Raw genomic sequence first — 14,525 nt, 5'->3', positions numbered from 1 at the left:
GGTCACGTGCTCCAGGCCATCACCGCGGACCAGGTACTGCCGGGACCGGCCGGTCACCGGATCGACAACGGCGCGGTCCTGATCGAGGACGCCACCATCCGCGCGGTGGGCGCCCGGCGCGAGATCGAGCGCCGCGCCCCGGCCGGAACGGCGTGGGTGGAGTACGCCGGCGCCACGATCCTGCCCGGACTCATCGACGCGCACGTGCACCTGGCGCTGGACGCCAGCGAGAACCCGGTCAACGCGCTGATCGAGGCCGACGACGACACGGTCCTGCGGGGAATGGCCGCCCGCGCCGCGCAGGCACTCCACGCCGGGGTCACGACCGTCCGCGATCTGGGAGACCGCGACGGGCTGATCTTCTCGCTGCGCGGGGAGATCGAGGGCGGTTCGCGCGTCGGCCCGCGCATCCTCGCCTCCGGCCCGCCGGTGACCGTCCCGGGTGGACACTGCTGGTTCTTCGGGGGCGAGGTCGACGGCGAGGAGCAGATCCGCGCCCGGGTGCGCCGCAACGCCGAGCTGGGCGCCGACGTCATCAAGGTCATGGCCAGCGGCGGCTCGATCACCCCGGGCGGAGCCGCCATGTGGGAGCCGCAGTTCACCACCGAGCAGCTGCGCGTGGTGGTCGACGAGGCGGCCCGGCACGGCCTGCCGGTCGCCGCGCACGCGCACGGCACCGGGTCGATCGCCGCCGCGGTCGCGGCCGGGGCGAACACCATCGAACACTGCACGTTCTTCGACTCGCAGCGCGAGTTCGAGTACGAGCACCGCGAGGACCTCGCCGTCGCGATGGCCAGGGACGGCATCGCCGCGTGCGTGGAGACCTCGCTGCACTGGCGGGCGGCGTTCGCCAGGGACGCCGACTACGCCTGGCGCCGGTACCGGCGGATCTCCTGGTTGGACGCCCACGGCGTCCCCCTGGCCGTCGGCACCGACTCCGGCCTGTCCGGCAGCACCTTCGACGCCCTGACCCTGGGGCTGGAGGTGTACGAGCACATCGGTTTCCCCCGGGAGCGGATCATCGAGCTGACCACCGCCAACAACGCCTCCGTCCTGGGGCACGGGGACCACCTGGGGCGACTGGCCCCCGGCTACGACGCGGACATCCTCGTCGTCGACGGCGATCCCCTGGCCAGCCTCGCCGCTCTCCGCGAGGTGCGCGCGGTGTTCTCCCGCGGACGGCTGAACATCGACCTGTCGCGGACCCTACGGGCCCAACCGTCCGACCCGTCGTGATGGTCGTGTCCTGCTGGCGGCGTGCCCGAAGCCGTGGCCCACCCGGGGCGGGGCGCGCTCGGCGACGCGATCCGCGACCGGGGCGGCTGTGCCGATCTGTCAGGGCTGGACGACAACGCCGAGCCTGTCGTGAGCGTGCTGCTGGTGTGAGAGTTCTGCTGGGGAGCATGGCGAAGGCACGCGGCTGGGACCACCGCGTCCGGTCCTGACCTCCGGTCGGGACCGGTCGACGTGGTCGCGAGGAGCGGAGAACCGAGGGGGAAACGCCCGGGAACGCAGGGCGTCCGGTTTCTCCACCGCCCTCGCCGGTGAACGGTCAGGCGAGCGGCTCCACCACGACGTACGAGCCAGAACCGTTGGGATTCCAGAGATTGAGGGGGGTTGGTCGATGAAGGTACAGGTTCTTGGGGATCTGCGCCTGGACGACGTGGAGGTCGCCCGGGTTCTTCCGGCGTCGAAGCCGCGAAAGGTCCTGGCACTGCTGCTGTTGAACTGGAACCGGGTCGTCCCGAGAGAGCTGTTGGTCGAGGAGGTCTGGGGGCACGCTCCGCCACCGGGCGCCGCCACGGCACTCCAGGACCACGTCGTTCGGGTGCGCGAGCTGCTGGCGGGTCTTTCCCGTGGTGGTGAACAACTGCTCGTCGCCGAGGAGAACGGTTACCAGCTCAGGGTCGACCCGGACGACCACGACCTCAGCCTGTTCCTGCGGCAGGCCGAGGACGGAGACCGAAAGCTGGAACACGCCGACCACGCCGGCGCCAGCCGCGCTCTCCGCTCCGCACTCGCCCTGTGGCGGGGGTCCGCGCTCGCCGACGTCGAGGCCGGGAACGTCGTCGAACCCCGGGTCCTGTCGCTGGAACAGCGACGCCTGACCGCGCTGGAGCAGTGCGTCGACGCGGAGCTCCAGCTGGGACGACACCGGGAACTGCTGGCCGAGCTGACCGCACTCGTCGCCCAGTTCCCCCTGAACGAACGCGTCCACGCCCAGTTCATGGTGGCGCTGCACCGATCCGGGCGCGGCGCCGAGGCGCTCGCGGTCTTCCGCCGCCTCCGGGACGACGTGGTTCGCGAACTCGGCGTCGAGCCGTCACCCTCGGTGCAGCGGCTCCGGCAGGCCATCCTCGCGGCGGACCCCACCCTGGAGACGGTCCCGAACCCGCAGCGGAAGCTGCTGTTCTCCCGTGCCACGCGCATGTTCGACCCCACGCGGTGACGTGGTGCCCCAGTGACGCGGCGACGCGGCGACGGAGTGAGAGGAGCGCCCGCCTGACGCGGCGGCACTCTTCGCCGTTGGCGGTGGGGATCACGGGACGGTGACCCCCACCGCCAACTCCACCGTCACGGGGACGACGTCTGGTGGGAAGAGGGCACAGCGCCTCGCCGGTCCACTGTGGACAGATGACGGAGAGGAGCGGCGAACCACGGCGATCTGTCCGTCCCGCAGAGATGACCGCCCAACCCGCGGAGGCGGGGTACTCGGCGGGGAGGACGGCGACGCGGCCGTCCTCCCCGCCGAGCTCAGGACGTGTCAGTCAACTCGTGCGGAGACCAGAGCTCAGGTCCTCGGCCGGGCCTCCCGGACCTCGTGGAGGTGGATGAGGACGTCGAAGGCGCGGCCGAGCGCGACCGTGCCGGGCTCCGCCGGGTAGCTCGACCCGAAGTCCCGCGTCGGCCGAGCGATGTCCAACCACGCACGCGCGCTGGCCGGAGCAGTGCGCATGTCCAGGTAGTAGTTCCGGTGGGGAACCCGGTCGAGGGTGTGCTCGTTCATGCCGCGCTCGGCGGGTCCCACGGTGAACTTCTTCCAGTCACTGTTGAGGGACGCGTCCTTCGACAGGAACGAACCCCGGTTGAAGGTGAAGCCGATGGGGCGGTAGCTCCTGCCCAGCGCGTCGCGCAGAAGCGACCCCTGCGTCCTGGGGTAGACCTGGGGCTGGCTGCTGACGTAGCCGACATGCCCGTTGTGCGCCGACAGCAACATCTTGTGGCCGGTGCGCCGCTGCCACCAGATGACGTTCTGGGCCATCACCTCGTCGCGGAAACGCTCGGAGGCGGTCACCGACGCCGGGTTGGTCACGTCGATGGTGAGGAACTGGGCGGTCTGCGCGATGAACCGGGCGTGCTGCTCAACCCACGCCCACGCGTCTCCGCCGGAGTTCCCGAGGCCGCTGACCAGTTCCAGGGCCTGCTGCGCCCTGGCCGCCAGCCGCTGCCGCTCCTCAAGCGGCTTGCGCAGGTAGGCGAAGGCGTCGTCGATCGGCCGCAGGCCGGTGTAGAGCTCGTTGAGCCGGGGCAGCGCTTCCGGGTTGTGCTGCCGCACGTGGTCGGTCACCCGGCCGAAGAAGTCGTCGGTCACCGACGGCGCGCCGATGTCATCGCCCATGAAGCGCACCGGCCGGTCGGGGTGGCGCTGGTTGTGGCCCCGCATCCACTGGATGAGGCTCACGAACTCCTCGCGGTCCCACGGGGAGTTGGCCAGCGCCTCCTTCGCGACCTGGCGGGCGTCGCCCCTGCCGGTCCGGAGGTAGTCGTCGATCCTGACCCCCGCCGACCAGCTCAGCTCCAGGGCGAAGGTGGTGAAGCCCCGCTCCTCCACCAGGTAGCGGAAGACCCGCTCCTTCATGGCGAAGAACTCGTGTGAGCCGTGGGTCGCCTCACCGAGGCCGACGACCCCGGCGTCACCGATCATCGCGCCCAGGGCGCGCAGGTCCGCCGTGTTCCCGCCGGGCTCGGTCGACAGCAGCGGGTGAGCCGCCAGGACCAGCGCGTGGACCGGGTTCCGCCGCACCCCGGCGGAGTCGGCCGTCCCGGCCGGGGCCGCGTGGGCCACCGCGGGGGCGAGCACCGCGCCCACCGCGATCACCGACGCCGCCAGGACTCCCCTGCGCCGGAAGTGCTTCCGATCCCTCATCCGTTCGTCCCTTTCGTCGTGCCGCGCTTCCGAGGGAAATCCTCGCCGCGCCACCCCTGTCGCGCGCTGGAGGCAACTGCCGGCTTCGTCCTCGGGTCTCCCCCACCTCGCCCCCTGGCGCGTTCGGGCAGGAGCGCTGCCCGAACGCACCATCGCCAGAGACCGGGCGTCCACGGCGAAACACCCAGCGCGGAACCCCGGACAGCGGAACGATGACCACCGGGACCGCCGGTCGTCGGGCCGCGGACAGCCGAGGCGCCGACGGCCGGATCGCCACCGAGTCCACTGTGGACACTGACGACGAGGGGGAAACCCGATGACCCACGAGCCGGAGCAGCCCGTCGCACCAGCCGCCGAGGCCCCGCCCGCCCGGCCGCTGCCACCCTGGTTCGACGACGCCAAGCTGGGGATCTTCATCCACTGGACCGCCGCGGCGATCCCCGCCTTCGCACCGGTCCACCTGGTTCAGGGCCTCCAGGACCGGGGGCCGAACGTGCCCCGCTGGCAACAGCGGCAGTTCTGGCGCACCCTGCCCTACGCCGAGACGTACCAGAACACGATGGCCGTCCCGGGAAGCGAGACCAGCAGGTACCACGCCGAGCACTACGGGGACCTGCCGTACTCCGCCTTCGTCGAGCAGTTCCGGGACCAGACGCTCCCCGCCTGGGAGCCCGAGTCCTGGGCGCGGCTGTTCGCGCGGGCCGGGGCGCGGTACGTCGTGCTGACCACCAAGACCGAGGACGGTTTCCTGCTCTGGCCCAGCGACCACCCCAACCCCCACCAGGAGGGCTGGCAGGCCGGGCGGGACGTGGTGGGCGAGCTCGCCGACGCCGTCCGGTGCCACGGACTCCGCTTCGGGGCCTACTACGCCGAGGGACTGGACTGGACGTTCGGGGGGCTGCCCGTCACCGACGACGAGAGCTTCGTCCGGGCGATGCCCACCAGCGACGCCTACCACGCCTACACCGACGCGCACTGGCGCGAGCTGATCACCCGCTACCAGCCCAGCGTGCTGTGGAACGACTACTGCCTCCTGCCCAACCTCGACGCCGAAGCGCTGTTCCGGACCTACTACCAGCAGGTGCCCGACGGCGTCGTCAACGACCGCTTCGACATCCCCCGCCAACACGACGGCCAACTCCACGCCGACTTCGACACCCGCGAGTACTCCAACGACACGAAACCCGCCGCCCGCAAATGGGAAGCGTGCCGCGGCATCGGCACCTCCTTCGGCTACAACCAGCTCGAAACCGAGGACAGCTACCTCAGCTCCACCCAGCTGATCCACCTCCTGATCGACACCGTCGCCGGGGGCGGGAACCTGCTCCTCAACGTCGGCCCCACCGGCAGCGGCGACATCCCGCCCGAACAGGCACAGCGGCTCGTCGACCTCGGCGACTGGCTGGCCACCCACGGCGACGCCATCTACGGCACACGCCCCTGGCACCGCGCCAAGGGCATCACCACCGAAGGACTGCCCGTCCGCTACACCGCCTCACGAGAGGTGCTCCACGCCCTCGTGCTGGGAACTCCCCGAGGCACGACCATCGACCTCGACGTCCGCCTCCAGCCAGGAGCCACTGTCCAGCTCGGCGCCTGCCCACACCCACTACCCTGGCAGAGCTCGCCCCACGGCACCCGCGTCCAGTTGCCAGCGCCACCCGCGCCCGAAGCCGCCCTCAGCCTCCACATCAGCCCGCGTGAGGCGGTGACCGACCCCGTCGACTGACCCGACAACAGTGCCATCGACGCGGCCCGCGCCCCGGGTAGCTCCAGGGCGCGGGCAGGGCGTCGGTGAGCGGTCAGGTTGGTTTGTTTTGGTCTGCACTGAACCCACGGTGTCCTAAGTGGAGCGGAGGAATCCCTCGGAGCCAGCACCGACCACCGCTACCCGCGTTTGGTGATCCGCACCTGGCCGCCCGGGCTCTCCACGGTGATCTGGTTCCCGGCGTCCGGAAAGCTCTCGACCTCGACGCGGGACCTGTCCTCCCGCTGGGCCGACGCCGCGATCAGGTAGCGGGTGTCATCCCCGGGGAGAACGAGGGAGACGTCACCGTCGCGGGTGCTCGCCACCACGCGGCGCGGTGGCGAAGGCCAGGGTGTGGCGGGCCTGTCGGCTGTGAACCTCCACATCGGACGAAGCGCTCTCGTCGACGGCGACGTCGCCGGTCCCGGAGCTGAGCCTCAGGGTTCCGGAGGTCTTCGCGGCCCGGATGTGACCGGTCCCGGTCCGCACCGTCAGCGCGTTGGGCAGACCGTCCGCGCTGACCTCCGCTCCCTCGGTCCGCACGGACACAGCTACGTTCGCCGGCACTTCGACCGTGTAGTGACTGCCGCATTCGATGACCAGTCCCCTGCACTTGGCGGTCAGCCGCAACGTGCTTCCGTCGAGCGCCCACGACGCGTTGCCCTCCTCCGCCGCCATCCCGGTGAGCCGGCGTGACACCCTCAAAGCCCGACCGTGGCCGGGAACGAGACGAAGATCGCTGGTCGAGTCGATCGTCAGCTCCTGGCCGGGGAGGTCGAAGGCCCGGCTGTCGTTGACCGGTGTGACGCCGACGTCACCGATGCGGCAACCGCTGATCACGAGCACCGCCGCGAGTGCTGCCGTACGAGGGATGCCCCTGATGATCCCGCCCATGGGGTCGATGCTGCCGAGTGCGCCCCGAAGCCGGTATCTGCCGAAAGGCAGATGGTCTGGCGATCCCGTCCTCAGCAGCCTGGGACGCATGCGAAGAACACTGTCCGTGCTCGCGGTCGCGGCCAGCGCCGCCGCAGTGCTCGCGGCCCCCGCCACGGCCGCGGAGGCCGCGAGCGTGAAGTGGCGGGACTGCCCGTTCGAGGGCCCCGTCCAGTGCGCGACCGTCCCCGTGCCGACCGACTACCGGAACCCGAACGGCCCGAAGATCGACATCCAGATCTCCCGGCGCACCAGCACCCGCCCCGACCTGCGCCGCGGCACCCTGATCATGCACCAGGGCGGGCCAGGACCACACCTCGACAACGCCGCGTCCGTCGACAAGCTGCTGCCGAGGAGCGTGCTCGACGCCTACGACATCGTGAGTTTCGACCAGCGCGGCTTCGGCACCAGCGCACCTGTCCGATGTGGACTGGAGCCGTCGGAGCAGTTCACCTTCCCCTGGCCGCTGCCGGGTGGCGAGCCCGCGATGCGGCAGCGCGCCGAGCGGATCGCCCAGAAGTGCGCCGGCCAGAAACTCATGCCGTTCATGGGGACCGCCAACGTCGCCAGGGACGTCGACCGGATCAGGGCCGCGCTCGGCGAGCGGCGGGTCAGCTACTTCGGCGTCTCCTACGGCACCTACGTCGGCGTCGCCTACGACATGTTGTTCCCCGGCCGCGTCGACCGGGTGTTGCTCGACAGCAACGTCGACCCCACCGCCGCGTGGCGCGGCGCCTTCCGCGACGCCATGACCACCGGGGTGGACGTCCGGTTCAACGACCTGGCCGCCTTCCTCCGGCGGGACCGGGCCGACCTCCAGCGCGAGTTCCTCGACCTGGTCCGGAAACTCGACCAGGCGCCGCTCGCCACCCCCAGCGGCGCCCTGACCGGCAGCCACCTGCGCATCACCCTGTTCTCCGCCCTCTACCGGGACGAGACGTTCCCGCTCGTCGCCCGCATGATGACGGCCGCCCGCGACGGTGACGGCCCGGCCGCCGCCGAGGTCGGCAACAAGTTGGGAGTCTGGTACGACGACGACAACGACGCCTCCGCCGAGCTCGGTGTGTTCTGCGGGGACGTCGCCTCCCCGAGGAACCCGGAGCTCTACGCCACGGAGGCGGAGGCCGACGCCCGGCGCTACCCCCTGACCGGCGGGGCGGGCTCCGCGATCTGGCCCTGCGCGTTCTGGGCGCACAAGCCGATCGACGCGCCCGTGAAGGCCAACCCGGAGGGCCGGCCGAACATCCTGCTGGTCAACAACCTCCGCGACCCGGCGACCACCCACGGCGCCGCGACCGCGCTGCGCCGGCAGTACGGCGACCGGGCCCGACTCGTCAGCGTCGACCACGGCGGGCACGGCGCCTACCTGTTCGGCGAGAACGCCTGCGCCCAGCGGATCGGCACCGACTTCCTCGTGCACGGCGTCCGGCCGCCGGACCTGACCTGCCCCGACCGGCACGCCGCCCTGGCCGGGGAGCTCGCACACCTCACCGGGGTCGAGGGCGCGCCGGGCGCCGCCGCCGAGGTCCGCGACTCCACCGGAGTGGCCCGGTTCCAGAGCGGGGTCGCCGACGTCGCCACCGGCCGTCCCATGCTGGCGAGCGACCGGGTGCGGGTCTTCAGCAACACCAAGGCGTTCGTGGCCGTGGTGGTCCTCCAGCTGGTCGCCGAGCGCCGGGTCGAGCTGGACGCCCCGGTCGAGCGGTACCTGCCCGACCTCATCCGCGCCAACGGCAACGACGGCCGGGAGATCACGGTCCGGCAGTTGCTCCAGCACACCAGCGGGCTGCCGGACTTCGACTCCGCGGTGTTCGAGCCCGGCGGCTACTCGCGCCATCGCCTCGACCACCACACTCCGCAGGAGTTGGTCGCCGACGCCGTGTCCCGACCCCGGCTTTCCCGTCCTGGCACCAAGTTCGACTACTCGACCACCAACTACGTGGTCGCCGGAATGATCATCGAGAAGGTCACCGGGCACCGGTACGCGTCCGAGGTCGAGAACCGGATCCTGCGCCCGCTCGGCATGGGGGACACGTCCCTGCCCGGCGACGAGGCCACGCCGCGCGGCCAGCACGCCCGCGGTTACGCGCACCTCGACGACGAGGGCAGGATCAGCGCCTCCGGCCGGCGGATCGACGTCACGATGGTCAACCCGTCCATGGTGTGGGCGGGTGGCGAGGCGGTGTCCACAGTGGGCGATCTGAACACCTTCTTCGCCGCGCTGCTGGGTGGCGGGTTGCTGCCGCCGGAGCAGCTCGCCGAGATGCACCGCACGGTGCCGGCCGACCTGATGCCCGGCGCGGAGTACGGCCTCGGCCTCATCCGGATGCCGCTGTCGTGCGGCGGCGAGTACTGGACGCACGGGGGCAGCGGGCTCGGCTACCAGACCCGCGAAGGCGCCACCGCCGACGGTCGCCAGGTCAGTATCGTGATCACCACGTCACCGGCCACCCGTGCCCAGTCGGACGCGATGCTCGGCGCGGTGGACACCGCGTTGTGCGCGGCGCGATAGGGAGGGTTCGTGTTCTGGCTCGTGGTCTCGGCGGTCGTCGCGGTGGCCGCCGCGCCCGGCGGCGCCTTCTGGTGGCCCCGACACCTGACCCGAGGGGCAAGTGTCGCCTTCGGACTGTCCATTGTGGTCACCGCTGCCTATCGGGGTCCTGGCGACAACGCCGGCGCCGGCTGGCTCCTGCTGGAGACCGCCGGACAGCTCTGCGTGCTCGCCCAGGTCGTGCGCCGGCCACCGCCGCGCACCGCCGTGACCACGGCCGTGATCGGAGTCGTCGCCGTCGCTGGTTCGCCCCTGCGGATCGGCCTGTGGCTCACACCGCCCTCCCCACCGGGCGAGATCGTCGCCCTGTGTGCGGTGTGGGCCCTGATGGCCGCCGCGGCGGTCGCGTTGGGCGCCTACCTGCGGTCGCTGGACCGGGAGCGGGTCCGGTCGGTCACCGCCGCCCGGCGGGAACAGCGGCTGCGGCTGGCCAGGGACCTGCACGACTGGCTCGCGCACGAGATGACCGGAATCGTGCTCGCCGCGCAGGCCGGGCAGCTCGACGGGACGGACCAGACCCGCACGCTGCGCCAGATCGAGGAGGCGGGGACGCGAGGGCTGGACGCGATGGACCGCGCGTTGCGGCTGCTGCGCTCCGCCACCGACGAGCCCGCCACCGGCGGACCCACCGCGGACCAGGCGGTGACGCTCGCCGAGGTCGGCGCGGTCGTCGAGCGGTTCACCGAGAGCAGTCGGGCCCGGGTCGCCTGCGAGATCGCCGATCTCGACCCGCCGCGGCCGGAGATCGTGGCGACTGTCCACCGCGTGGTGGTCGAGGCGCTCACCAACGTGCGGCGGCACGCGCCCACCGCGTCGACCGTGCTGGTCAGGGTGGCACGTGCCGGCGCGGACGTGGTGGTCGAGGTGACCGACGACGGCGTCGCCCGCTCGCCGAGGCGGCGGCGGGCCGGCGGCACGGGGCTCGCGGCGTTGGCCGACTGGGTCGCCGCGGTGGACGGCAGGCTGACCGCCGGCCCCGCCCGGCCGCACGGCTGGACGGTGCGGGCGGTGGTGCCGACGTGATCCGGGTGCTGATCGCCGACGACCAGGAGATGGTGCGGCACAACCTGCGGCGCATCCTCGACTCGGCGCCCGACGTGCGTGTGGTCGGCGAGGCGGCGGACGGCGTCGCGGCCGTCGAACGAGCCAGGGTCCTGCGCCCCGACGTGGTGCTCGTGGACATCCGCATGCCCCGCCGCGACGGACTCGCCGTGACCGGGGAGCTCGCCGGGCCGGACGTGCCCGACCCGCTGCGGGTCGTGGTGATCACGACGTTCGGGCTGGACGAGTACGTGTACGCGGCGCTGCGCAACGGCGCGTGCGGCTTCCTGCTGAAGCGGTCGGGGCCCACCCTGCTGATCGAGGGCGTGCGGGCGGCCGCCGCCGGGGAGATGCTGGTCAGCCCCGAGCTGACCGTGCGGCTGCTCCGCCACCTCACCCGGCAGCGGCCCGCCGACGGCGACGTGCTGACCGACCGCGAACTGGCCGTGGCCCGACTCGTCGCGCGGGCGAGGACCAACGCCGAGATCGCCGCCGAGCTGTTCGTCACCCCCGGCACGGTCAAGACCCACCTCGCCAACATCCAGCGCAAGACGGGCGCCCGCAACCGGGTGGCGATCGCGGCGTGGGTGTGGGAGACCGGAAACGCCGACTAGCTGGTTGTCCACTGTGGACCGAGGTTCGCGCCAGTTCCGCGCGAGCGCCCCGATGCGCTCCCGACGGCCGTGCGGGAGACGGTGGAGTCCGCGGCGGCCGTGCCAGTCTGGACCCATGCGACGGTCAACGCCCTCGGCCACCGCCCAGAACGTCGCGCTGGCCCGGGCGCACCTGACGCACACCGGAGTTCTGCACGACCCGTGGGCGCGGACCATGCTGCGGCCCCGCTGGGCGGTGATCGCCCGCGCGCCGCGGCGCCGGCCGTTCGCTCGCTGGGGCCGGTCGACCGCGTTCACGCTCGTCGCGGCCCGAACCCGCTTCTACGACGACGCCGTGCGGAGCGCCGTCGACCAGGGCGTCCGCCAGGTCGTGGTGCTGGCGGCGGGTTACGACAGCCGCGCCTGGCGGCTGGCCCGGCCCGGCGTCCGGTTCTTCGAGGTCGACCACCCCGCCACCCGGGCCGACAAACGTCGCCGCGCGCCGGCCGGCGGACCCCGTTTCGGGTCGGTGGACCTGGAGACCGAGCCCCTGGACCGCGCCCTGCTCGCCGCCGGCCTCGCCACCGACGAGCCCGCGCTGTTCACCGTCGAGGGCCTGACCATGTACCTCGGCGAGCGGCGGGTGCGAGCGCTGCTGACCGCGCTGGGCCGACTCGGCGGCCAGGAAGCCGGCTGGCGGTCAACTTCGGGCTGAGCACCACCCCGCCCGACCGCTCCGGCCCCCCCTGGCCGCCCTCACCCGGCTCGCCCTGGCGATCCACGGCGAACCTGTCACGTTCGGCCCGCCACCACCGGCCACGACCGCCCTCCTGGCCGACGCGGGCTGGTCGCTCCAGCGGTTGCTCACCGCGCCCGACCTGGTCCGGCACTACCTGCCGGACACCGGCCTGCCCGCCAGAGCGATCAACCCGCGGGCCCACGCCGTGGAAGCCGTGCTCGCCTGAGTCACTTTGCGACACCCGTGTGGTGGCCTGGTTTTCCTGGCAGGACGGCTATTCCGGGGCGCGCTCCCGCCAGCCCACCCGGCGCCCGCGCAGGCGCGAGATCACCAGGAAGACCGCCGTGGTCAACAGCAGGAAGCCCGGCACCAGGACCAAGGCGTCCGGGGTAGTCGCGGTCACCGACAGGCCGGCGTTGCGGGACTCGCCGTCGAACGTGACGCGGATGACGGTCAGGTAGGTCAGGTGCAGCGCGATCGACGTCCACAGTGAACCGGTGGTGATCCTGGCGACCAGCAGCGCCGTGCCGAAGATCGGGAAGAGGACCGCGTAGGCGACCGGGTCCTGGCCGACCGGCGCGAAGCTGGGCGCCGGCACGTCCTCGCCCAGCACCGTGCCCACCGCGAACTGGACGACGGTCGACGCGGCTCCGGTGAAGCAGAACAGCAGGATCGTGACGAGGAAGGACGTCCACCGGCGCAGCGCCTGGTTGAGCGTGCGGTAGACGTAGCCGCGGAAGACCAGTTCCTCCGGGAACGCCTCCAGGACGAACGCGACCAGCGCGTTGACGACGAGGAACTCCACGAGCTTCGACGCGGTGAGCGGTCCCCACTCCAGCCAGCCCGCCCACGTGCCCGCGCCGAGCAGCACCGCCGCCGAACCCGCGGTGACCAGCACCCCGAGCCCGAAGGACCGCGGTCCCGCACCGCCGCCCGTGAAACCGAGGCCGGACATCGGTCGCCGGTCCACCCGCCCGCGGAGCAGCGCGATCAACGACACCGCGATCACCAGGCAGATCACGGCGACCAGGCACTGCCTCGGGAGGCCGGCCAGGCCCGTGCGGGTGTGCACCGCCTGCCCGACCGCTGCCGCGGCGCCCAGCGCCACCGCCATCACGCAGGCGCCCAACAGCGCCCGCACAAGGGCCCAGACCCGCGTGGTTGCCGCCGGCGCGCCAGTCACATGCGTCCCGGCCGGTGCCCGTGTGGCGGACATCTCTGCCTCCTCGATCGCCCCGGGTTTATTTCGGTCAACTGTACAGAAACAATGGAGGGGCGGACCACGGGGGAGAACCGAGGGGTGAGGAGCGACCGTGCCGAAGATCGTTGACCACGAGGAGCGCCGCTGGGAGCTGGTCAGGGCGACCTGGGCGGTGATCCGCGAACGGGGCGTGGGGGGCGCGTCCGTCCGCGCCGTGGCCCGCCAGGCCGGCTGGTCGGCGAGCTCGGTCCAGTACTACTTCTCCACGCAGGCGGAACTCCTGCTCTTCGCCCTGCGGGCGATCTCCGAGGAGGCCGAGCGCCGCCTGGACGCGCCCGACCTGCCCGCCGACCCCCGCGCCCGCGGCCTGACCCAGCTGGAACGGCTCCTCCCGACGGACCCGGACTCCCAGGTGGCGAACGAGATCTGGGTGGCGTTCCTGTCCCTGGTCCTCGTCGACCCCGAAGCCAGGGCCCTCAACTCCGAGGACAACCGCCGTGGAGCCCGCCTGTGCCGCGAGGTGCTCGACGCGATGTCCGCCGCGGGGCAGATCGCCCCGCACGTCGATCTCGACATCGAGGCCGCCCTGCTGCAGGCCCTGTTCGACGGCATCGCCCTGCACGCGGTCACCGACCCCGACCAGATGCCACCCACCCGCATCCGACAGCTGCTGGACTACCACCTGCGCCGCCTCCAGCCCACCCCCACCACCGACCAGTAGGGCAACCAGGCAGCACAACAACTTCCACCACCAACTCACAAGAGCAGCCCCCGTCGAAGGTGTCGAGACGCCTTCGACGGGGGCTGCTGCTGGACTTGCCGGACCGGTCAGCCCTCGTGGCCCGTGCAGTTCATCGTTCCTCCTGACACGGCGAGGACTCGCGGCGGCAGGGCGGGGCTAGCACCTGTGCTTGGTGGCTGCTCCACCGGGGACGTTCTCGATGGTGGCGTTGCACTGGAAACCGTTGTCCCCCACCGCGTCCATGAAGATCCACTGGGGGATGGCCGCCGTGTTGCTGGGGTACTGCACCCACACGCGGTAGTAGACGGACTTGTTGGTCTTCAGCGCCCTGGCGACCGCGTTCTCGATGATCTTGACGTCGGACCGGTTCACCTTCTGGTACATCGGGACGATGTTGTCCACGTTGTTGGAGCCGTGGAGTCGCGCCGCGATGAGGTGGCCACGGTCCATGGGGTTTCCGTTGAGCGACCCGCTGGGCGGGAATCCCACGGGTGTCGCCCGTTGCCCGTCCTCCTTGGTGGTCGTGGCCACGCAGACCGTGCCGCCCTTGGCGCGTTGCGCGGGTTGACCGAGGTACTGGAAGGTCTCCATGGGGTCGTTCACCGCCGTGTCGACCGGCATGCTCTTGTTGAAGCAGGGATCCATCACCGCCTTGCTCTTGAGCGGATCGAGGCGGGGACCTGGTTGGGGTTCGAGTTTCGGTTCGACCTTGTTGGCTTCCTTCTCCTTGTCGATCACCTGGCAGGTGGTCTGGTTGTGGACCAGGACCGGGGTTCCGGCGGCGATGACGTAGTAGGTGTGCAGGTCGGCGACGGTGAGGTTGTGGACGGT

14 protein-coding genes are annotated in these 14,525 nt (G+C 71.8%); 9 read left to right on the top strand and 5 right to left on the bottom strand.

Annotated features, from left to right (window positions below):
- The first annotated feature begins 6 nt into the window (after nucleotides 1-6).
- The 3 genes from BUE43_RS30265 to BUE43_RS30260 all read left to right on the top strand — a co-directional run bounded on the left by BUE43_RS30265 (nucleotide 7) and on the right by BUE43_RS30260 (nucleotide 2,449).
- The gene (locus BUE43_RS30265; protein WP_073489766.1) at nucleotides 7-1,236 is read left to right on the top strand and encodes an amidohydrolase family protein; all 1,230 of its coding nucleotides are present in this window, start codon (nucleotides 7-9) and stop codon (nucleotides 1,234-1,236) included.
- Between the two features lie 21 nt (nucleotides 1,237-1,257).
- Entirely contained in the window at nucleotides 1,258-1,386 is a 129-nt protein-coding gene (locus tag BUE43_RS35730) for a hypothetical protein (RefSeq protein ID WP_268844460.1), read from the top strand.
- A gap of 238 nt (nucleotides 1,387-1,624) precedes the next feature.
- Nucleotides 1,625-2,449 (top strand): AfsR/SARP family transcriptional regulator, encoded by an 825-nt coding sequence (locus BUE43_RS30260; RefSeq protein ID WP_073489765.1) that lies wholly within the window; start codon nucleotides 1,625-1,627, stop codon nucleotides 2,447-2,449.
- Between the two features lie 342 nt (nucleotides 2,450-2,791).
- Here the strand turns inward: BUE43_RS30260 and BUE43_RS30255 are convergent, their stop codons facing one another.
- Nucleotides 2,792-4,147: an erythromycin esterase family protein gene (locus BUE43_RS30255; protein WP_073489764.1), complete on the bottom strand. Its 1,356-nt coding sequence runs from the start codon at nucleotides 4,145-4,147 to the stop codon at nucleotides 2,792-2,794.
- 316 nt (nucleotides 4,148-4,463) lie between these two features.
- Here BUE43_RS30255 and BUE43_RS30250 point away from each other — a divergent pair, with 316 nt between their 5' ends.
- On the top strand, nucleotides 4,464-5,876 hold the full coding sequence (locus tag BUE43_RS30250) for an alpha-L-fucosidase (RefSeq protein ID WP_073489763.1): 1,413 nt from the start codon (nucleotides 4,464-4,466) through the stop codon (nucleotides 5,874-5,876).
- Between the two features lie 158 nt (nucleotides 5,877-6,034).
- Here the strand turns inward: BUE43_RS30250 and BUE43_RS30245 are convergent, their stop codons facing one another.
- Both BUE43_RS30245 and BUE43_RS34480 read right to left on the bottom strand, forming a co-directional pair.
- Entirely contained in the window at nucleotides 6,035-6,220 is a 186-nt protein-coding gene (locus tag BUE43_RS30245; RefSeq protein WP_073489762.1) for a hypothetical protein, read from the bottom strand.
- The gene (locus BUE43_RS34480; RefSeq protein ID WP_159447814.1) at nucleotides 6,198-6,788 is read right to left on the bottom strand and encodes a DUF4097 family beta strand repeat-containing protein; all 591 of its coding nucleotides are present in this window, start codon (nucleotides 6,786-6,788) and stop codon (nucleotides 6,198-6,200) included. Before BUE43_RS34480 ends, BUE43_RS30245 begins: the two co-directional genes overlap by 23 nt.
- Before the next feature lie 88 nt (nucleotides 6,789-6,876).
- Here BUE43_RS34480 and BUE43_RS30235 point away from each other — a divergent pair, with 88 nt between their 5' ends.
- The 4 genes from BUE43_RS30235 (at nucleotide 6,877) to BUE43_RS30220 (ending at nucleotide 11,727) form a co-directional block, all read left to right on the top strand.
- Nucleotides 6,877-9,339 carry an alpha/beta fold hydrolase gene (locus BUE43_RS30235; RefSeq protein ID WP_159447813.1) on the top strand — a complete coding sequence of 821 codons (2,463 nt, stop codon included), beginning with the start codon at nucleotides 6,877-6,879 and terminating at the stop codon, nucleotides 9,337-9,339.
- A 9-nt stretch (nucleotides 9,340-9,348) separates the two neighbouring features.
- On the top strand, nucleotides 9,349-10,401 hold the full coding sequence (locus BUE43_RS30230; RefSeq protein ID WP_073489759.1) for a sensor histidine kinase: 1,053 nt from the start codon (nucleotides 9,349-9,351) through the stop codon (nucleotides 10,399-10,401).
- On the top strand, nucleotides 10,398-11,033 hold the full coding sequence (locus tag BUE43_RS30225) for a response regulator (RefSeq protein WP_200797728.1): 636 nt from the start codon (nucleotides 10,398-10,400) through the stop codon (nucleotides 11,031-11,033). The genes BUE43_RS30230 and BUE43_RS30225 overlap by 4 nt, the downstream gene beginning before the upstream one ends.
- A gap of 115 nt (nucleotides 11,034-11,148) precedes the next feature.
- Complete coding sequence (locus BUE43_RS30220) at nucleotides 11,149-11,727, top strand: class I SAM-dependent methyltransferase (RefSeq protein ID WP_073489758.1); 579 nt, start codon at nucleotides 11,149-11,151, stop codon at nucleotides 11,725-11,727.
- 298 nt (nucleotides 11,728-12,025) lie between these two features.
- On the opposite strand, the gene BUE43_RS30215 is transcribed toward BUE43_RS30220, so the two are convergent.
- Nucleotides 12,026-12,967: a CPBP family intramembrane glutamic endopeptidase gene (locus BUE43_RS30215; RefSeq protein ID WP_143174493.1), complete on the bottom strand. Its 942-nt coding sequence runs from the start codon at nucleotides 12,965-12,967 to the stop codon at nucleotides 12,026-12,028.
- A 97-nt stretch (nucleotides 12,968-13,064) separates the two neighbouring features.
- On the opposite strand from BUE43_RS30215, the gene BUE43_RS30210 reads away from it, so the two are divergent.
- Complete coding sequence (locus tag BUE43_RS30210) at nucleotides 13,065-13,673, top strand: TetR/AcrR family transcriptional regulator (protein WP_073489756.1); 609 nt, start codon at nucleotides 13,065-13,067, stop codon at nucleotides 13,671-13,673.
- A 177-nt stretch (nucleotides 13,674-13,850) separates the two neighbouring features.
- Here BUE43_RS30210 and BUE43_RS30205 read toward each other — a convergent pair.
- A partial coding sequence (locus tag BUE43_RS30205; protein WP_200797727.1) for a DNA/RNA non-specific endonuclease occupies nucleotides 13,851-14,525 on the bottom strand: 675 nt, incomplete at its 5' end.

It is taken from the genome of Streptoalloteichus hindustanus (assembly GCF_900129375.1).
Classification (GTDB): domain Bacteria; phylum Actinomycetota; class Actinomycetes; order Mycobacteriales; family Pseudonocardiaceae; genus Streptoalloteichus; species Streptoalloteichus hindustanus.
Note: the sequence above shows the minus strand (reverse complement) of the source record. Positions and strands in the feature narration are given on the sequence as shown.

Bases quoted from the DNA above. Each gene is read 5' to 3' on its own strand.
- BUE43_RS30250 (WP_073489763.1), top strand. From the start codon at position 4,464: ATGACCCACGAGCCGGAGCAGCCCGTCGCACCAGCCGCCGAGGCCCCG.
- BUE43_RS30215 (WP_143174493.1), bottom strand. From the start codon at position 12,967: ATGTCCGCCACACGGGCACCGGCCGGGACGCATGTGACTGGCGCGCCG.
- BUE43_RS34480 (WP_159447814.1), bottom strand. From the start codon at position 6,788: ATGGGCGGGATCATCAGGGGCATCCCTCGTACGGCAGCACTCGCGGCG.
- BUE43_RS30220 (WP_073489758.1), top strand. From the start codon at position 11,149: ATGCGACGGTCAACGCCCTCGGCCACCGCCCAGAACGTCGCGCTGGCC.
- BUE43_RS30235 (WP_159447813.1), top strand. From the start codon at position 6,877: ATGCGAAGAACACTGTCCGTGCTCGCGGTCGCGGCCAGCGCCGCCGCA.
- BUE43_RS30260 (WP_073489765.1), top strand. From the start codon at position 1,625: ATGAAGGTACAGGTTCTTGGGGATCTGCGCCTGGACGACGTGGAGGTC.
- BUE43_RS30255 (WP_073489764.1), bottom strand. From the start codon at position 4,147: ATGAGGGATCGGAAGCACTTCCGGCGCAGGGGAGTCCTGGCGGCGTCG.